Source organism: Pseudomonas sp. NPDC087639, from assembly GCF_044743385.1.
In the GTDB taxonomy this organism is placed as follows: domain Bacteria; phylum Pseudomonadota; class Gammaproteobacteria; order Pseudomonadales; family Pseudomonadaceae; genus Aquipseudomonas.
Genome location: NZ_JBIUWI010000069.1, coordinates 1 through 17023 on the forward strand (window position 1 = coordinate 1; position 17023 = coordinate 17023).

Annotated in this window: 15 protein-coding genes; 8 read left to right on the forward strand and 7 right to left on the reverse strand. The window is 60.9% G+C overall.

What is annotated here, in order from left to right:
- Positions 1–308: 308 nt before the first annotated feature.
- Entirely contained in the window at positions 309–1190 is an 882-nt protein-coding gene (locus tag ACIOVB_RS22780) for a LysR substrate-binding domain-containing protein (RefSeq protein ID WP_187678132.1), read from the reverse strand.
- Between the two features lie 159 nt (positions 1191–1349).
- On the opposite strand from ACIOVB_RS22780, the gene ACIOVB_RS22785 reads away from it, so the two are divergent.
- The 6 genes from ACIOVB_RS22785 (at position 1350) to ACIOVB_RS22810 (ending at position 8820) form a co-directional block, all read left to right on the forward strand.
- Positions 1350–2987 (forward strand): 5-guanidino-2-oxopentanoate decarboxylase, encoded by a 1638-nt coding sequence (locus ACIOVB_RS22785; RefSeq protein WP_401271632.1) that lies wholly within the window; start codon positions 1350–1352, stop codon positions 2985–2987.
- Positions 2987–4435 carry an aldehyde dehydrogenase family protein gene (locus tag ACIOVB_RS22790; protein WP_401271669.1) on the forward strand — a complete coding sequence of 483 codons (1449 nt, stop codon included), beginning with the start codon at positions 2987–2989 and terminating at the stop codon, positions 4433–4435. The genes ACIOVB_RS22785 and ACIOVB_RS22790 overlap by 1 nt, the downstream gene beginning before the upstream one ends.
- Positions 4436–4652: 217 nt before the next feature.
- Positions 4653–5756 carry an ABC transporter substrate-binding protein gene (locus ACIOVB_RS22795; protein WP_401271635.1) on the forward strand — a complete coding sequence of 368 codons (1104 nt, stop codon included), beginning with the start codon at positions 4653–4655 and terminating at the stop codon, positions 5754–5756.
- A gap of 241 nt (positions 5757–5997) precedes the next feature.
- Entirely contained in the window at positions 5998–6906 is a 909-nt protein-coding gene (locus ACIOVB_RS22800) for an ABC transporter permease (RefSeq protein WP_187678128.1), read from the forward strand.
- Positions 6903–7751 (forward strand): ABC transporter permease, encoded by an 849-nt coding sequence (locus ACIOVB_RS22805; RefSeq protein ID WP_401271638.1) that lies wholly within the window; start codon positions 6903–6905, stop codon positions 7749–7751. The genes ACIOVB_RS22800 and ACIOVB_RS22805 overlap by 4 nt, the downstream gene beginning before the upstream one ends.
- Positions 7752–7764: 13 nt before the next feature.
- Entirely contained in the window at positions 7765–8820 is a 1056-nt protein-coding gene (locus ACIOVB_RS22810; RefSeq protein ID WP_401271641.1) for an ABC transporter ATP-binding protein, read from the forward strand.
- A 135-nt stretch (positions 8821–8955) separates the two neighbouring features.
- Here the strand turns inward: ACIOVB_RS22810 and ACIOVB_RS22815 are convergent, their stop codons facing one another.
- Entirely contained in the window at positions 8956–9885 is a 930-nt protein-coding gene (locus tag ACIOVB_RS22815; RefSeq protein ID WP_187678125.1) for an AraC family transcriptional regulator, read from the reverse strand.
- A gap of 338 nt (positions 9886–10223) precedes the next feature.
- Here ACIOVB_RS22815 and ACIOVB_RS22820 point away from each other — a divergent pair, with 338 nt between their 5' ends.
- Entirely contained in the window at positions 10224–10577 is a 354-nt protein-coding gene (locus ACIOVB_RS22820; protein ID WP_187678124.1) for a putative quinol monooxygenase, read from the forward strand.
- A 43-nt stretch (positions 10578–10620) separates the two neighbouring features.
- Entirely contained in the window at positions 10621–10863 is a 243-nt protein-coding gene (locus tag ACIOVB_RS22825) for a hypothetical protein (RefSeq protein WP_100845234.1), read from the forward strand.
- A gap of 4 nt (positions 10864–10867) precedes the next feature.
- Here ACIOVB_RS22825 and ACIOVB_RS22830 read toward each other — a convergent pair whose 3' ends face one another.
- From ACIOVB_RS22830 to ACIOVB_RS22850, 5 genes are all read right to left on the reverse strand, one after another.
- Complete coding sequence (locus ACIOVB_RS22830) at positions 10868–11497, reverse strand: flavin reductase family protein (protein ID WP_187678122.1); 630 nt, start codon at positions 11495–11497, stop codon at positions 10868–10870.
- Between the two features lie 257 nt (positions 11498–11754).
- Positions 11755–12012: a hypothetical protein gene (locus ACIOVB_RS22835; protein ID WP_401271646.1), complete on the reverse strand. Its 258-nt coding sequence runs from the start codon at positions 12010–12012 to the stop codon at positions 11755–11757.
- A 299-nt stretch (positions 12013–12311) separates the two neighbouring features.
- Positions 12312–13631: an MFS transporter gene (locus tag ACIOVB_RS22840; protein WP_401271649.1), complete on the reverse strand. Its 1320-nt coding sequence runs from the start codon at positions 13629–13631 to the stop codon at positions 12312–12314.
- Between the two features lie 296 nt (positions 13632–13927).
- Positions 13928–15259, reverse strand: coding sequence for a sigma-54-dependent transcriptional regulator (locus ACIOVB_RS22845; RefSeq protein WP_401271651.1), 1332 nt, complete (start codon positions 15257–15259; stop codon positions 13928–13930).
- On the reverse strand, positions 15259–17019 hold the full coding sequence (locus ACIOVB_RS22850) for an ATP-binding protein (RefSeq protein WP_401271654.1): 1761 nt from the start codon (positions 17017–17019) through the stop codon (positions 15259–15261). The genes ACIOVB_RS22845 and ACIOVB_RS22850 overlap by 1 nt, the downstream gene beginning before the upstream one ends.
- Positions 17020–17023 lie beyond the last annotated feature (4 nt).

The window sequence follows — 17023 nt, forward strand, 5'->3', positions numbered from 1 at the left end:
AACGGCTATCGAACTCCGGTAGCCATGGAAGCCTTGGCAGCATGAGAAATGACCTTAACCCTATAACCGTGTCCAGTATCGTTTGACCAGATCAACCGAGGTGTCTTGCGGGATACATCGACCTGAAAGATCGAGTCGATTATGGATTCGGGAGAGGGAGCCGACCGAGGTGTCTTGCGGGATACATCGACCTGAGGGATCGAGCCGATTATGGATTCGGCAGAGCACGTTCAGGTCGGCGTACTTCTTGAGCATCCCCCGATCGGTCCCCTCTCCTTCGGGAGAGGGCTAGGGTGAGGGGAAAGGCCTCAACGTAAATGCGCCTGCTCCACCAGCCAGATCATCAACTCCTCCAGCAGCGGCGAGGGTTCTCCGCCCTGCGGCACCACCACGTAATACGCCAATCCCGTCTTCACCTTCAGCTCGAACGGCATCACCAGTCTTTCGGCGCGCAGGTCGTCGCCGATCAGCGACCAGTCACCGATCGCCACCCCCGTCCCGTGCGACGCCATCGACATTGCCTGATCCAGCGTCTCGAAATGCTGGCCCGTGTTGACGTTGTTCAATTGCTGCTCGGCGGCGGTCAGCCACGCCGTCCAGTCCTGGGTATCGCGGGTCGGATGCAGCAGCAGATGGTGTTGCAGATCCGCCGGTGTGGCTAACGCCGGTGGGCCTTGCAATAGCGCGGGCGAACAGACCGGTGTCAGTTGCTCATCGAACAGATGAAGGGCGGTCGATGAGTTGTCCGGTGGCGTGCCATAAATGACGGCGGCATCGAATGGCTCACGCGCAAAATCCACGCCGTGGGCCAGGGTGGTGGTCAGTTTGACCGGTACATCCGGGCGCTCTTTCTGCCATTGCAACAGGCGCGGCACCAGCCAGCGCATCACACAGCTTGGGGCCTTGATTTGCAGGGTTTCACGCTTGAGACCGATCTGCTCGGTGGCTTCGCTGATCAAGCCGAACACCTTTTCCACGCGCGGCAGCCATTCGCGACCCTCGGCCGTCAGTTCCAGACCACGGGCCTGGCGGATAAACAATTCATAACCCAGATGATCCTCAAGCCCGGCGATCTGCCGGCTCACCGCACCCTGGGTGATGTGCAACTGCTCGGCCGCCCGGGTGAAGTTGCAGCACTGCGCGGTAATCAGAAAGGTATGCAGCGCGGGCAAGGGTGGCATTCGTTTCATGGCGATCCGAGGTATGACGTGAGGACATGGCTAGTATGATTTTTTATCCATTGTTGCGGCTAGGTGTCGCCCGTTCCAATGAGGCCATCCCTGGGCTTGCCCGCGCATCATAAACACAGCGCAGGCCCGGCGTCTCAAACGAACAAGAAGGGCAATGACATGGCGACGTGTGGCGAAGTACTGGTCAAGTTACTCGAAGGTTACGGGGTCGAGCAGGTGTTCGGCATTCCCGGGGTGCATACCGTGGAGCTGTATCGCGGGCTGGCCCGTTCGAGCATCAACCATGTCACGCCACGGCATGAGCAGGGCGCCGGGTTTATGGCCGACGGCTACGCGCGAACCAGTGGCAAGCCGGGCGTGTGCTTCATCATTACCGGCCCGGGCATAACCAACATCACCACGGCGATGGGCCAGGCTTACGCCGACTCGATCCCGATGCTGGTGATCTCCAGCGTGCAGTCGCGCAGTCAGTTGGGCGGCGGTCGCGGCAAGCTCCACGAATTGCCGAACCAGAGCGCGCTGGTCGCTGGCGTCGCGGCGTTCTCCCATACCTTGATGTCGGCGGCGGAATTGCCGGTTGTGTTGGCTCGCGCCTTCGCCCTGTTCCAGGCCGGTCGTCCGCGTCCGGTGCACATTGAAATTCCGCTGGACGTGCTGGTGGAAAACGCCGATGAGCTGCTCGCCAGCATCCCGGTCAATATCGATCGCGCCGGTGCCGCTCCAGCCGCTGTGAGCCGCATGACCGAGCTGCTCGCCGGCGCACAGCGTCCGCTGATCCTCGCCGGTGGCGGTGCCATCGACGCCGCCGCCGAGCTGACTGAACTGGCCGAACTGCTCGACGCCCCTGTCGCGCTGACCATCAACGCCAAAGGCATGTTGCCGTCCAGCCATCCGCTGTTGATCGGATCGACGCAGAGTCTGGTTGCGACCCGCGCACTGGTCGCCGATGCCGACGTGGTGTTGGCGATCGGCACCGAACTGGCCGAGACCGATTACGACGTCACTTTCGCCGGCGGTTTCGAGATTCCCGGCAAGCTGCTGCGCATCGACATCGACGCCGATCAGACCGTGCGCAACTATCCGCCGCATGTGGCGCTGGTCGCCGATTCGCGCAACGCCGCACAAGCGCTGCTCAGCGCGTTGTCGCACAAGTCCTTGGCCGAGCGGCGCAACGATTGGGGGCAGGTGCGTGCTGCGCGTCTGCGCGATGATCTGGCCGCCACTTGGGATGCACCGACGCTGGCCCAGACCCGTTTCCTCGAAACCGTTCTGCACGAATTGCCGGACGCCGTGTTCGTCGGCGATTCCACGCAACCGGTGTACACCGGCAACCTCACCTTCAACCCGGAGCGCCCGCGCCGCTGGTTCAACTCATCCACCGGTTACGGCACCCTTGGCTACGCCTTGCCGGCGGCCATCGGTGCATGGCTCGGCGGCCAATCCGACAAAGGTGCGCGCCCGCCAGTGGTGTGCCTGATCGGCGACGGTGGTTTGCAATTCACCCTGCCGGAACTGGCCAGCGCCGTCGAAGCGCGCACGCCGGTGATCGTCCTGCTGTGGAATAACCAGGGTTACGAAGAGATCAAGAAGTACATGGTCAACCGCGCCATTGAACCGGTCGGTGTCGACATCTACACACCGGACTTCATCGGTGTGGCCAAGGCCCTGGGTTGCGCGGCTGAAGCGATCAGCTCGGTTGAACAACTGCGCGCTGCGCTGCGTGCCGCAACAGATCGCCAAGGCCCGACCGTGATTGAAATCGATCAGAACCACTGGATGCAGGCGGTGGCCAAATGATCAGTTTCCCTACCACACTCGATGGCCTCTACATCAACGGCCAATGGTCCGCCGGCCGCGAGCATTTGCGGGTGATCAACCCGGCCACTGAAGCGCTGCTGACCACGGTCAATGGCGGTGATGAGCTGGCGGTCGAACACGCGGTGACCGCCGCCGTCGAAGCGTTCAAGGATTGGTCGAAAACCACCGGTGCCGAGCGTGGCGCGATCCTGCGCAACATCGCCAATGGCGTGCGCAACGGTCGTGACCAACTGATGAAATTGCAGTCGAGCAACAACGGTAAACCGCAATTCGAAGCGGCCATCGACGTCGACGATGTGATCGCCACGTTCGAGTATTACGCCGAGTTGGCCGAAGGACTCGATGGCAAACAGGACAGCAATTTGCCGCTGCCCAGCGATGATTTCAGCGCACGTCTGCGCCGCGAACCCTGCGGCGTGGTCGGGCTGATCGTGCCGTGGAATTTTCCGATGGTCACCACTGCCTGGAAGCTCGCGCCAGCCCTGGCTGCCGGTTGCTGCGTGGTGCTCAAGCCGTCGGAAGTCACGCCGCTGCCGGAGCTGGAACTGGCGGCGATCATTGCCGAGTCCGGCCTGCCCAAAGGCGTGTTCAACGTGGTCTGCGGTACCGGGCTGGCGGTCGGTGCGCCGCTGTCGGCGGATCCGCGTATCGCCAAGATTTCCTTCACCGGCAGCAACGCCGTCGGTGTGCAGGTGATGCAACGGGCCGCCGAAACCGTGAAAGGCGTGAGCCTGGAGCTGGGCGGTAAATCCGCGCTGTTGGTGCTCGAAGATGCCGATCTCGATCTGGCGGTGGAGCTGGCGTGCGGTGGCGGGTTCTTCAACGCCGGGCAGATGTGTTCAGCCACCAGCCGCGTATTGGTCGCCGATGAACTGGCGGATGAGTTCCTCCTGCGTCTGAAGGCCCGTGCGGAAAAAATCCGTGTGGCCGAACCGTTTGATCCGGACGTGGAAATGGGCGCTTTGGTCAATCAGGCGCAGTACCAGCGCGTGCTGGGCCACATCGACCGTGGGTTGAGTGCCGGGGCAAAGCTGATTTGCGGCGGCAATCGTCCCGCCGATCTACCGCGCGGATATTTTTTGCAGCCGACGATCTTCACCGACGTGCCCCTCGACAGTGCGTTGTGGTGTGAAGAGATTTTCGGCCCGGTGTTGTGCGTGCGCAGTTTCAGCAGTGAAGCCGAGGCAATCGCGCTGGCCAACGACAGTCAGTTCGGTCTGGTCGCCAGTGTGGTGACGCGTAACACCGAGACCGCTGATCGGGTCGCCAACGCCCTGCAGGCGGGGCTGGTGTGGCTCAACGCGCCGCAAGTGATCTTCCCGCAAACGGCGTGGGGCGGTTACAAGCAGAGCAGCATCGGCCGCGAATTGGGCCCATGGGGGCTGGCGGCGTTTCAGGAAATCAAACACGTGATCCGGGCGCTCTGAACGCCCGAAAAAGGTGAGCGCATGCCTCGCAACGAGGCATGCGTCGGCGTCATGGCTTCAATGAGTTTTTATCGATAGTCAGGTGTTTTGCACGACCTCAGGATGAACCCGTCGGCAGCGCTCAAGCCCTTTGAAAACGGGGCTTTGAGCCGAACCGGCCGCGCGGATGCAACGGTTGCGACCAACCTCATACTTAAAAGAACAAAGGGAGTCCTTCATGGGCGAGCACGATCTGAACAGGCGTCAATTCATTAAAACCGTCGGCGTGGCGTCCGTGGCCGCAGCGGCCATGAGCATGCCCTTCATCCGGGCCAGCGCCAGCGACACGCGTTTTTCCGGCAAGACCCTGCGTTTGCTGACCTGGTCGGATGACACCGGCCTCGCCGCACTGCGCAATATTGCCGCGACCTTCGAGGCCAAGACCGGCGCCAAGGTGATCGCCGACCGCACCGGCAGCACCTCGGAAATGGTCGCCAAACTCAAGGCCGGTGGTGACCGTCCGCAATACGACATCATCACCCTGGCTGGCGTCGGCGCTGAAGGCCTGGCCGCCGCCGGGCTGCTGGAAAAACCCGACCTCAACCGCATTCCCAATCTGGTCGACGTACCGGAAAAATACCGCACGGGGGCCAACGGTCACGGCATCGGTTATCTGCTGTGGTGCAACAGTCTGGTCTATAGCACCCGCACGTTGAAAGAAGCGCCGGACAGTTACGCCGCGTTGTGGGACGCCGATCTGGCGCCTAACATTTTCCTCCCGCCACCGAACTGGACCGAGGCGATGGACCTGATCATCATCGCCGCCAAACTGGCCGGTGGTGACGAGCACAACATCGAGCCGGGCTTCAAGAAACTCGCCGAACTCAAGGACCGCGTGATCACCCTGGGCGAGAACCCTAACCAGATTGCCGAGCTGTTCCGTACCGGTTCGCTGGACATGGGCGGCCTCTACGCCCCGGCGTTTTTCCCCAAGCAGATCCGCGATCCGAACTATGGTCTGGGCGCCACGTTCGGCATGAAGGAAGGTTTCTACACCGACCTGATGCTCTCGGTGATGCCGAAGAATCGTCCGGGTGATACCGATCTGGCCTACGCCTTTATCAACCACTCTCTCGACCCGCTGGTGCAGGGCAAGATGGCCGAAGACATCTTCAACGGCCCGGTCAACGCCAAGGCGATCATCTCTGCCGAAGCGCGCAAGAGCCCGTACATCCTGACGCCGGAGCAGATTGCCGAGAAGGCGATCATGCACGACAACGCCTTCCTGGCCACCGTGCATGACCAATGGATTCGTCGCTATACGGAAATCTTTTCTTCCTGACGCCGTCCTCCCAAACACCGCAATCTCTGTGGGAGCGGGCCCTGTGGCGAGGGGATTTATCCCCGATGGGTAGCTCAGCTGCCCCAAGATCAGCAAATACGGTGCATCAAATGTCCGCATACGGTGGTTTTGCGACTGCTTCGCAGCCGGTCGGGGATAAATCCCCTCACCACAGAAGCTCGCTCCCACAGGGAAATGGTGGAGCTTGGGATATTCGCTTTCCATTGACGAGATCATTGCTATGGAACATCAATCCCTGACCCAACCGGTTGGCGCCGGCGACGTGCGTCCGGCGCGCGGTATTTCGCCGACTGCCCGGGCGTGGTTTTTCCTCACCCCGTCGATGCTGTTTCTTGGTGTGCTGATTGCCGCGAGCCTGCTGGTGCTGCGCATGAGCGTTGGCACCAAAGGCGCGGAGTGGTCGGGTTTCAGCCTGGCCAGTTACGCGCAATTGCTCGAACCCTATTACCTCAAATCCTTGCTGCTGACCCTGCGGCTGGCCCTGATCAGCGCGGTGATTGCCGTGGTGTTGGCGATCCCGGTGGCGTACACCATGTCGCGGCTGACTTCGCCCTTTCTGCGGCGGATTTTTCTCGCGGCGGTGCTGCTGCCATTACTGGTCAATCTGTTGCTGCAAAGCTACGGCTGGCTGGTGATTCTCGGCCCCGGCGGCATGTTGAACCAGGCGCTGATGGGCCTGGGTCTGATCAAGCGGCCGATCATGCTGCTGTACAACCAGAACGGTGTGTTGATGGGCCTGGTGCAGACCGCGTTTCCCCTCGCGGTGTTGCCGATTGCCAGCGCCATGCGCGGCGTCGCCCGCAGCTACGAAGAGGCCGCCGCCACCCTCGGTGCCAGCCGCTTCCAGGTGTTCCGTCAGGTGGTGTTGCCGATGAGCCTGCCGGGCATCATCACCGGCGCGACACTGGTGTTCGCCTACAACGCCAGCAGTTTTGTCGTGCCGTTACTGCTCGGTGGTCGGCGCGTGCCGATGCTCGCGGTGATGGTGCATGACCAGATCGCCCCGCTGATGAACTGGCCTGCCGCCTCCGCCGCCGGGGTGGTGCTGATCATCACCACACTGGCGATCATGACCCTGTCCGAATACATCACCGGCCGTCGTCGGCGTTTGCTGGAGGCTTCGCAATGAGTGTCCTGTTCAAGAAGCGTCAGTCGCTGTTGCCCGGCGACACCGGCAAGTTCGCCGGCATCCTTTCCGGGTTCATTCTGCTGCTGGCGGTGTTGCCGATCCTGACCATGATCGTGATGTCGTTCAGCGGTGCGTCGAACCTCGACTTCCCGCCGAGCAGCTACAGCCTGCAATGGTACAAAGTGGCCTGGCACACCTTTGTCTCGCCGGACGCCAGCGATGTGCTGAGCCTCGGCCAGGCCATGGGCACCAGCCTGCTGGTGGCGTGCCTGACCATGATCTTCGCCACGCTGATTGCGGTGCCGGCCGCTTATGCACTGACCCGTTGCGAATTCCGCGGCAAAGCCGTGGCGCTGCAACTGATGTCGCTACCGCTGGTGTTTCCGATGGTGGTGTTGGGGCTGGCGTTGCTGTTGGTGTTCGACAGCCTGCCGTTCCACATGACCACCTCGCGGCTGGTGATTGCCCACGTGATCCTGGCGTTGCCGTTTGTGGTGAAGAACTGCACCGCCGCGATGCTTTCCATCGGCAGCGAAGTCGAAGAAGCGGCGCAGATGCTCGGCGCCTCACCGTTGCGGGCGATTGTCGATGTGGTGGTGCCGTTGATGAAGTCGGGGATTCTGGCGGGCATGCTGCTGGCGTTCATCGTCTCGTTCAACGAATTCACCGTGACCTATTTCCTCTACACCATCGACGTCATGACCGTGCCGATCTGGATGTACAGCCGCACCGTGTCATCGCTCGACCCTACCGTGTTCTCGTTTGCCGTGCTGATCGTGCTGATCGACTTCGTCCTGATCTGGGCGTTGGAGAAGCTGGTGGGCGAGGGCGGCGTTTCCTTTTGATTTGAGGTGCAACATGACTGGTCTGATTCTGGAAAACGTCGAGAAATTCTACGGCTCGGCTTGCGCGGTCAAAGACGTCAATCTGCATTTGCCGGAAGGCAAACTGGTGTGTTTTCTCGGCCCTTCGGGCTGCGGCAAAACCACTTTGCTGCGGATGATCGCCGGGCTGGAAACCCTCACCAGCGGCGAGATTCGCCTGGACGGCGAAAACATCGCCCACACCCCGGCGCACCTGCGCAACTTCGGCATGGTGTTCCAGTCGCTGGCGCTGTTCCCGCACATGACTGTCGGCGAAAACATCGCTTACCCGCTGAAACTGCGCGGCGTCAGCAAGGCCGATCAGCAGGCACGGGTGGTTGAACTGCTTGAGCTGATCCAGTTGCAGGCGATGATCGACCGTCCGGTGGCCAAACTCTCCGGCGGCCAACGCCAACGCGTGGCGATTGCCCGGGCGATTGCCTCGCACCCGAAAATCCTCTTGCTCGACGAACCGCTGTCGGCGCTCGACGCCAAGCTGCGCGAATCGATGCAGGTGGAAATTCGCCAACTGCAACAACGCCTGAACATCACCACGATCATGGTCACCCACGATCAGCGCGAAGCGATGACCATGGCCGACATCGTCGTGGTGCTGGGCGAGCACAAGGTGCAGCAGGTCGGTACGCCGATTGAAATCTACCGGCATCCGGCCAACGAATTCGTCGCTGACTTCATCGGTTCGGGCAACATTTTCCCGGCCACCGCGCTGGGCGACGGCATGGTCAGTTTGCCGGGTGGTGACGCATTGCAAGTGCCGATCTGCAGCAGCATCGTGGTCGGGCAGAAGTTGAAAATGCTGATTCGTCCGGAAGACCTGCAACTGTCGCCAGCGCAGGCAACGGCGGGCAACCGGTTGCTGGGCAAAGTGACGTTTGTGCGCGATATCGGCGCGACCATCGAGACCACGGTGGAGTGTTCGGGGGTGACGTTTACGGCGTTGAGTACACCGTGTCAGGGGATCGGGTTGGGGATCGGGCATCCGGTGTCGGTGACGTTGCCGGTGGAGGCGTGTCGGGTGTTGGGGGCTTGATCCGGTTTTTTTACTGTTCATTCCGGCCTCTTCGCGAGCAGGCTCGCTCCCACAGGGGATTTGTGTCGATCACAGATTCAATGTGGGAGCGAGCCTGCTCGCGAAAGCGTCGGTCGATACAGCGCAATGTCTGGATCAGACCGACTGCCGCAACCGCGCCAGATCCCGCAATGGCGGCGCACCAAACAACCGGCTGTACTCACGGCTGAACTGCGACGGACTCTCATACCCCACCCGATACCCCGCCGCCGAAGCCTCCAGCCCTTCTGCCAGCATCAAGCGCCGCGCCTCTTGCAGGCGCAATTGCTTCTGGTACTGCAGCGGACTCATCGCCGTCATCGCCTTGAAGCGGTGATGCAATGTCGACACGCTGAGGTTCACTTCTTTGGCCAGATCATCAATGCGTAGCGGTTGTTCGAAGTTGCCGTTGAGCCATTTGATCGCTTGGCTGATGCGATGGCTCTGGCTGTTGGCAATCGCGATTTCATACAAACGATGGCCCTGCGGACTGCGCAGCAGGCGATAGAGGATCTCCCGGCGAATCAGCGGCGCGAGCATGGCGATGTCTTTTGGCGCATCGAGCAAACGCGCCAGGCGCAGCACGGCGTCGAGCATGGCGCTGTCGATTTTTTCGACGTACAAACCGCGTCCGGTCGGCCGGGTCGGCACGCCCAGGGGACCAGCGTCGGCGATGAGCGCGGTGATTTCCGCCGGGTCGATATCCAGGCGCACGGCGAGGATCGGATCTTGCGGTGAGACATTGACCACGCGCCCGCTCAACGGCATCGATACCGAGACCACCAGGTAATTCAGTGGGTCGTAATTGAAGAACTCATCGGCCAGCCGCACCTCTTTACGCCCCTGGGCCATGATGCACAGCGCCGGTTGCGCCAGTACCGGGGCGAAGTCGTGGGATCGGGTATGGCGCGACATGAACAGCGAACCGACAGCGGTGGCGTAACTACCATCGTCCGTGGTGTTACGGCGGATGATCGCCGCGAGTTCCGCGCGCTGCTTTTCCATGTCTGCGGTGGGTTCGGCTTGAAAACGATCGAATGACGTCATGCACGGCATCCTCGGCAAGGGAGGTGGAATGGAGCAGAGCATATGTTTGTGCAATCGAGAGCGGTAGACGCATTCTGCGAAATGCTTGCCTGATTCTGCACGGGGTCGCTGATGTGCCCAGGCATAGCAGGACACAGGCCGCCTAACTTGCTTGAACCTCGTATGACAGCCGTGTGACCGCAATTTACAGGTTGTTACAGGTCTTGCGTGCAGTCTCGCAGGATTGTGCAACGCGACGGCAGGAATCGACTAACGGCGTCTGGCGCGCGGCCCTTAACCTTTGATCCTGTCGCAGCCCGTCCGCTGGCTGCCACGCGACTCCCTGGGAGGGTTGAACAATGTCCAAGCAGATTCCCGTCAGTCATATGGCCTTCGTCCGAGCGCGTGCCGGGCGCTCGGCGGAACTCGGTGTACGCCTGAGCGCGCTGATCGAACCGTCTCGTGCCGCCCCAGGTTGCCTGAGCTTTGCCTTGCAGCATTCGCAGTGTGATCCCGAGTTGTGGCTGGTCTCCGGTTTCTGGAGCAATCAACAGATGATGACCGCGTACTTCAATAGTCCGTCGATGGAAATCTTCGCCGAGCTGGTGCAGGAGTTGGTGGTCAACAGTCTGGATTTCCACACTTTCAAAGAAGTCTCTGCGGCGCAGGCTCTCGGCCAGTGTTCGGCACCGGTACACAAACTCGCCGGTTGAGGGTTTAATGTTCGGCTTATTTGTCTGAGCCGGGATGTGTGACATGGCACGTAAAGAGTTCGAACACTTCGAAGCAGTCTCCGCAGTCGTCCCCGTCGAGTTGGGCGGCAACAAGGGCTATCACGCGGCAATCGCGGTCAAGGCCCTGGTCGATGGCGGTGCGCCACGCTTTCACAAACTGCTGGGTGACCAAGTGTTTCCCGGCGCCATCGCTGCCGATGAGGCCGCCATCAATGAGCTGGACCGCCTCAAGGGCGTCACTGAAGACGCCGAGCTGATCTGGTAATCAGTTATTTGACGGCACCCGGTCGCCACATTTTGAACAGGGCTTCAGGCCCCAACTGAAAATAGTCCGCCGGCCCACCGCCGCGCAGAATCGGTTCTGCCGCGGCGGTGTCGTAAATCCCATCCTTCAACAGCCACTTGGCGATATGCACGGCGACCACTTCGCCGAGGATCAGCCAGCTCGGCACCGTCTCGCCATCGGCGCGCTGCAACTGAATGATCTGGGTGACCTTGCACTCGAAGGACACCGGGCTTTCGGCGACCCGTGGCACTGAAATCACCTTTGACGCCACCGTCGTCAGTCCTGCCAATTCAAACTCGTTGACCTCAGGCGCGACCATCGCACAGCTCTGATTCATCTGCTCGGCCAGCGGGCGGGTGGCGAGGTTCCAGACGAATTCGCCAGTCTGTTCGATGTTGTTCAGGCTGTCTTTGCGCCCGACGCTGGAAAAACCAATGATCGGTGGAATGTAGTTGAAGGCGTTGAAGAAACTGTACGGCGCCAGGTTCAACTGGCCGTTGGCATCCTGTGAAGAGATCCAGCCGATAGGGCGGGGGCCGACGATGGCGTTGAACGGATCGTGGGGCAGGCCGTGGCCGTTGGCGGGTTCGTAGAAGTGGATGTCATCGGGCATGGAGGATGGTCCTGAGGCTGCGTTCTAATGACGCCATAGTGCAAGGCCGCACCGCGTATTTCCAGTCAGAAAGAGATCCCGGGCAGGAGTGAGCCTGCTCGCGATGACGTTCTTTTGTTCAGTTTTGATGTTGAATGATCCACCGCTTTCGCGAGCAGGCTCACTCCTACAGGGAATTGTGTGTATTCCAGATATTTCGCTTTCCCCAGAAATGACTAAGCCCGGCCGAGGCCGGGCTGTGCGTTTTCCAACAGCAATCAGCTCATTGAAGCGGATTGGGTACGGTCGTAGCCGTTTTCAGCAACGGTGGCGGAGCGGGTACGGTCGTAGCCGTTTTCAGCAACGGTGGCGGAGCGGGTGCGGTCGTAGCCGTTTTCAGCAACGGTGGCGGAGCGGGTGCGGTCGTAGCCGTTTTCAGCAACGGTGGCGGAACCGGTGCGGTCGTAGCCATCGGCGGCAAAGGTGTTGGCGGCCAGTACGGACAGGGTCAGGGCGAGGATCAGTTTGGTTTTCATGGTTGTTGCTCCAGATTCGTTGGCGGGTGTGTCTTGCATGGGTTCCATGCTACGCCAACTAAATTGATTAAAAATCGCAAAATAATGCTAAAAACCATCGATTAACTAGATGTTAAGGGCGACGCATTAATTGGCTTCCATCGTCAGGAGCGAACGTCGCGCAGTTAATCGATCAGGTGAGCACAGGATGCAGAGGCAGCATTAACCGGTGATTAATCGGCCATAAAACAAAAATCGCAGCCCCGACAGCCTCCTGTAGGAGCTGCCGAAGGCTGCGATCTTTTGATCTTGCGTAACTGTCAGTCAGTCACGATCCGCGAATGTTTCTGGGTGTCTTTCATGGTGATGTACACCAGCAACGACACCGCGATGCACGCGGTCACGTACCAGTAGTAACCGGTTTCCATGCCAATGCTCTTGAACCACAGCGCGATGTATTCGGCGGTGCCACCGAAGATCGAAACGGTCAGTGCGTACGGCAGGCCGACGCCCAGGGCGCGGATTTCGGTCGGGAACAGTTCGGCTTTCACCACTGCGTTGATCGAGGTGTAGCCACTGACAATGATCAGCGCCGCCATGATCAGGAAAAACGCACCCCACCAGGTCTGGATGGTGTGCAGGGTCATCAGGATCGGTACGGTGAAGATCGTCCCCAACACGCCGAAGGCGATCAGGATCGGACGACGGCCGATTTTATCGGACAGGCCACCGATGATCGGTTGCAGGCACATAAACAGGAACAGCGTGGCGGCAGAAATGGTGGTCGAGTCGGAGATGCTCATGCCGACGGTGTTCACCAGGTATTTCTGCATGTAGGTGGTGTAGGTGTAGAACGCCAGCGTACCGCCCATGGTCAGGCCGACCACGGTCAACAGTTCTTTGGGGTGACGCATCAAGGTGCGCATGGCGCTTTCCTTGGCTTTCTCTTTTTTGGTGAACGATTCGGTCTCTTCCATACCGCGACGCAGGTACAGCGCAACGACTGCGCACAGTGCTCCGATGGCGAACGGAATACGCCAGCCCCACGCATACAGCTCTTCGGTGGTGAGGAAGTTCTGCAGCACGATCAGTACGCCGAGGGCGATGAGCTGGCCGGAGATCAGCGTCACGTACTGGAAGCTGGAGAAAAAGCCGCGACGTTCCTTGGTCGCCATCTCGGACAGGTAAGTCGCCGAGGTGCCGTACTCGCCTCCGACCGACAGGCCTTGCAGCAAGCGAGCGAATACCAGAAGGATCGGCGCGCCGACACCGATGGTTTCATAACCTGGGCTCAGGGCGATGATCAACGAGCCGAAGCACATCAGGTAAACCGAGGCCATCAGCGCTTTCTTGCGTCCGACCTTATCGGCATAAAGCCCCATCAGCCAGCCGCCGATCGGGCGCATCAAAAAGCCCACGGCGAAGATCGCGGCGGTGTTCAGCAGTTGGGCGGTGGTGTCGCCTTTGGGGAAGAAGGCTTTGGCGAAGTACAGCGAGAAGGCGGCATACACGTACCAGTCGTACCACTCGACCATGTTGCCGACGGAACCGCTGAAGATCGATTTGATCCGGCTGGCGGTGGTTCTTTCTTTGGCCGGCACGGCAGCCGACCCAAGTGGCAGGGCGTTGGAGTTATCCATTGAAGGATCCTTCGTATAATTGTTTTTGTGGAGCGCGTCGAAACGCAGCCTGCGAGGGCTATAGCAGGAGCTGTGCCAACGGGGGGAGGCCCGGTTTAGAGGGGCCGGGGATATCGAGTGAGCGGAAATCCGCTTATGGCTGGATTGTGGTGAGCGGAAAATTGCTCATTCAGGCAGATGGATAATGGCTGGCTGTACCGTACCCTTCGCGAGCAGGCTCGCTCCCACAGGGGTAACGCATTCCAAATGTGAGAGCGAGCCTGCTCGCGAAAGGGCCATCAGCGAAAACGAAAAACTCAGCTGTCCGGAACAAACATCTCCCGACTCAACCCATGCCGCTGCATCTTTTCATTGAAGGTGCGACGCGGCAGTTGCAGCTCTTCAAGCACCGCTTTCACATCGCCTTTGTGCCGGGTCAGCGCTGCACGCAAGCATTGCGCTTCAAACGCCTCTTGCTGCGCCGCCAGCGACTGGCCCGGATCAATCCCCGGCGCCGGTTCATCCAGCCCCAGCACCTGGCGTTCGGCGACGTTCGCCAGTTCGCGCACATTGCCCGGCCAGTCATGGCTGAGCAGGTGACTCAACTGCGCACCCGTCAACGGTGGGAAGGTGCGGCCAAGACGCTGAGCCGCGCTCTGGGCAAAGTTTTCGAACAGTAACGGAATGTCTTCGCGACGATCACGCAGCGGCGGCAAACGCAGCTCGGCAACGTTCAAGCGATACGCCAGGTCTTCACGAAAGCGTCCGGCCCGCGCTTCGTCGAGCAGGTCGGGTTTGGTCGCCGCGACGATGCGCAAATCCACCCGAATACTCTGATTCGAACCCAGGCGTTCAAGCTTCTGCTCCTGCAACACCCGCAGCAGTTTGACCTGCTGGGCCAGCGGCATGCTTTCGATTTCATCGAGAAACAGCGTGCCGCCATCGGCATATTCCAGCTTGCCGATGCGCTTGCCAGAGGCACCGGTAAACGCGCCGCTTTCATGGCCGAACAGTTCCGCTTCGAACAGCTGCTCAGGGATCGCCGCGCAGTTCAACGCCACGAACGGCTTGTCCGCACGCGGGCCGAAATCATGCAGGCAACGGGCAACCAGTTCCTTGCCGCTGCCGGTTTCGCCACGGATCAACACGTTGACCGGTAACGTCGCCAGATCCAGCACCTGCCGGCGCAAGGTCTGCAAACCACGGGACACGCCCAGCAGCGTCGCGTCGAGTCTGGCGCGGTGGTCGGCCTGCTCGTGCAGGGCACGGTTTTCCAGAATCAGGCGGCGCTTTTCCAGTGCCCGGCGCAGGCTGCCGAGCAGGGTTTCCGGGCTGAAGGGTTTTTCCAGAAAGTCGTAGGCGCCGTCGCGCATCGCTTCGACCGCCATCGGCACATCGCCGTGACCGGTGAGCAGGATCACCGGCAGATCGGCGTCGCGGCGTTGCACTTCGGCCAGCAGCTCCAGACCACTGAGGCCGGGCATGCGCACGTCGCTGACAATCACCCCGGGAAAGTGTGCGGGCAGGGCGGCGAGGCATTCTTCGGCGCGGCTGAACAGCTGCACGTCGAAGCCCGACAGGCTTAGCCATTGCTCGACTGCATTGCGAATGCTGCTTTCGTCATCGACCACCATCACCGAGTTGAGCATCAGATGTGTGCCTCCAGATCGATTGGCAAGGTCAGGGCGAACACCGCGCCGTTCTCGCCATTTTCCACACTCAGGCGTCCACCGGATTCATGGACGATGGCGAACGACACCGCCAGCCCCAGGCCCAGCCCGTCACCCACAGGTTTAGTGGTGAAGAACGGATCGAACACCTGACCCAGATGTTCTTCGGCGATGCCGCCGCCATTGTCGCTGATGCTCAGCCGCCATAGTTGTTCATCGGCTTGCAGACGGATTTCCAGACGTTTGCACGGTTTGCCCTGCATCGCATCGAGGGCGTTGCGCAGCAGGTTGATCAGCACTTGTTCCAGGCGGATCGCGTCACCGCGTACCCACGCCGGACGCGTCAGGTGCAGCACCAGACTGACCTGTTCGTCACGCAGTCGCGCATCAAGCAGTTGCAAGGATTGATCAACCACGGTCGCCAGATCCAGACGCTCGCGCAAACCGCTGGGGCTCTTTCGCGCAAAGGTTTTCAGGTGACCGGTGAGGGCGGCCATGCGCGTGAGCATTTCGTCCACCGGTTTGAGTGCCTTGTAGGCATCATCGACGCGGCCATGGTCGAGCAGCAGGCGCAGGGTCGCCAGTTGCATGCGCTGGGCGGTCAGCGGTTGATTGATCTCGTGGGCGAGCGCGGCGGACATCTGGCCGAGTGCGGCGAGCTTGGCCGACTGCACCAGACCGTCCTGGGCGGTGCGCAGGTCGCGGGTGCGCTCCTCGACCAGTTGCTCCAGTTCTTCGCGGTTGCGTTGGCGGATTTTCGACAGCCGCCAGCGCTGATTGAGGAACAGCAGCAGAAACACCAGCGCCAGCCACACCCCGGCGGCTGCGAGGCCGGCGTTACGCAAGTCTTCGAAGGCCACTTGCGGACGGCGCAACAGGTGCAGCGTCCAGCCTTCGGCCGTCAATGGCAGCGACTCCCAGAGATAGTCCGCCGTGCCTTGCGGGCCTTCGACCCGGCGCAGATCGCTGTTGTCATCGAAGCGGCGCAGTGACAGGTGGGTCAGTGGCTGCAGAGATTGCTTGTCGTACTGGCGCGTGGTTTTGATCTCTGCCAGATCGCTGGCACTCAACGGCCGCAACGCGCGATAGCGCCAGCCAGGCTGGTTGGCGATAAAGATGATGCCGCGCGCGTCGCTGACCAGCAGCGTGTCGCTGCCCTGGCTCCATTCGCGTTCCAGTTCGGGGAATTCCAGCTTGACCACCATCGCCCCGAGGAACTGCTCGTTATCACCGAGCACCGCACTGGACAGGAAATAACCGGGAATCCCGCTGGTCACACCGACCGCGTAGAAACGTCCGGTGCCCTGGGTGCGGGTCTGGCTGAAATAAGGACGAAAACCGTAATTGTGGCCGACATAGCTGCTCGGCAGGCGCCAGTTGCTGGCGGCCACGGCAAGGCCGGTGTGATCGAGCAGTTCAAGGGTCGAGGATTGCGCCGCACCGTTGATCTTTTCCAGCTTCAGATTCAGTGCCCGTTGCTGCTCGGCATCGACAGGGCCGGCCAGCGCCGAGCGTAACTGCGGGTCCAGTGCCAGCACGGCGGGGAGGGCGCGGTAGCGGTCGATCAGGGTGTGCAACGAATTGGCGTAGAGCGCCAATTGCTGGTTGGCGCGAGCGGCGTCCTCTTCCAGCGCCTGACGTTCGGCGTGGCGGATGGCGAGCGTTGCGGCAACAGCAGCGCCGGCGATGATCAGCAGGGTATACAACGACAGACGCAAGGTACGGGAAGTCGGCAGCATGCTG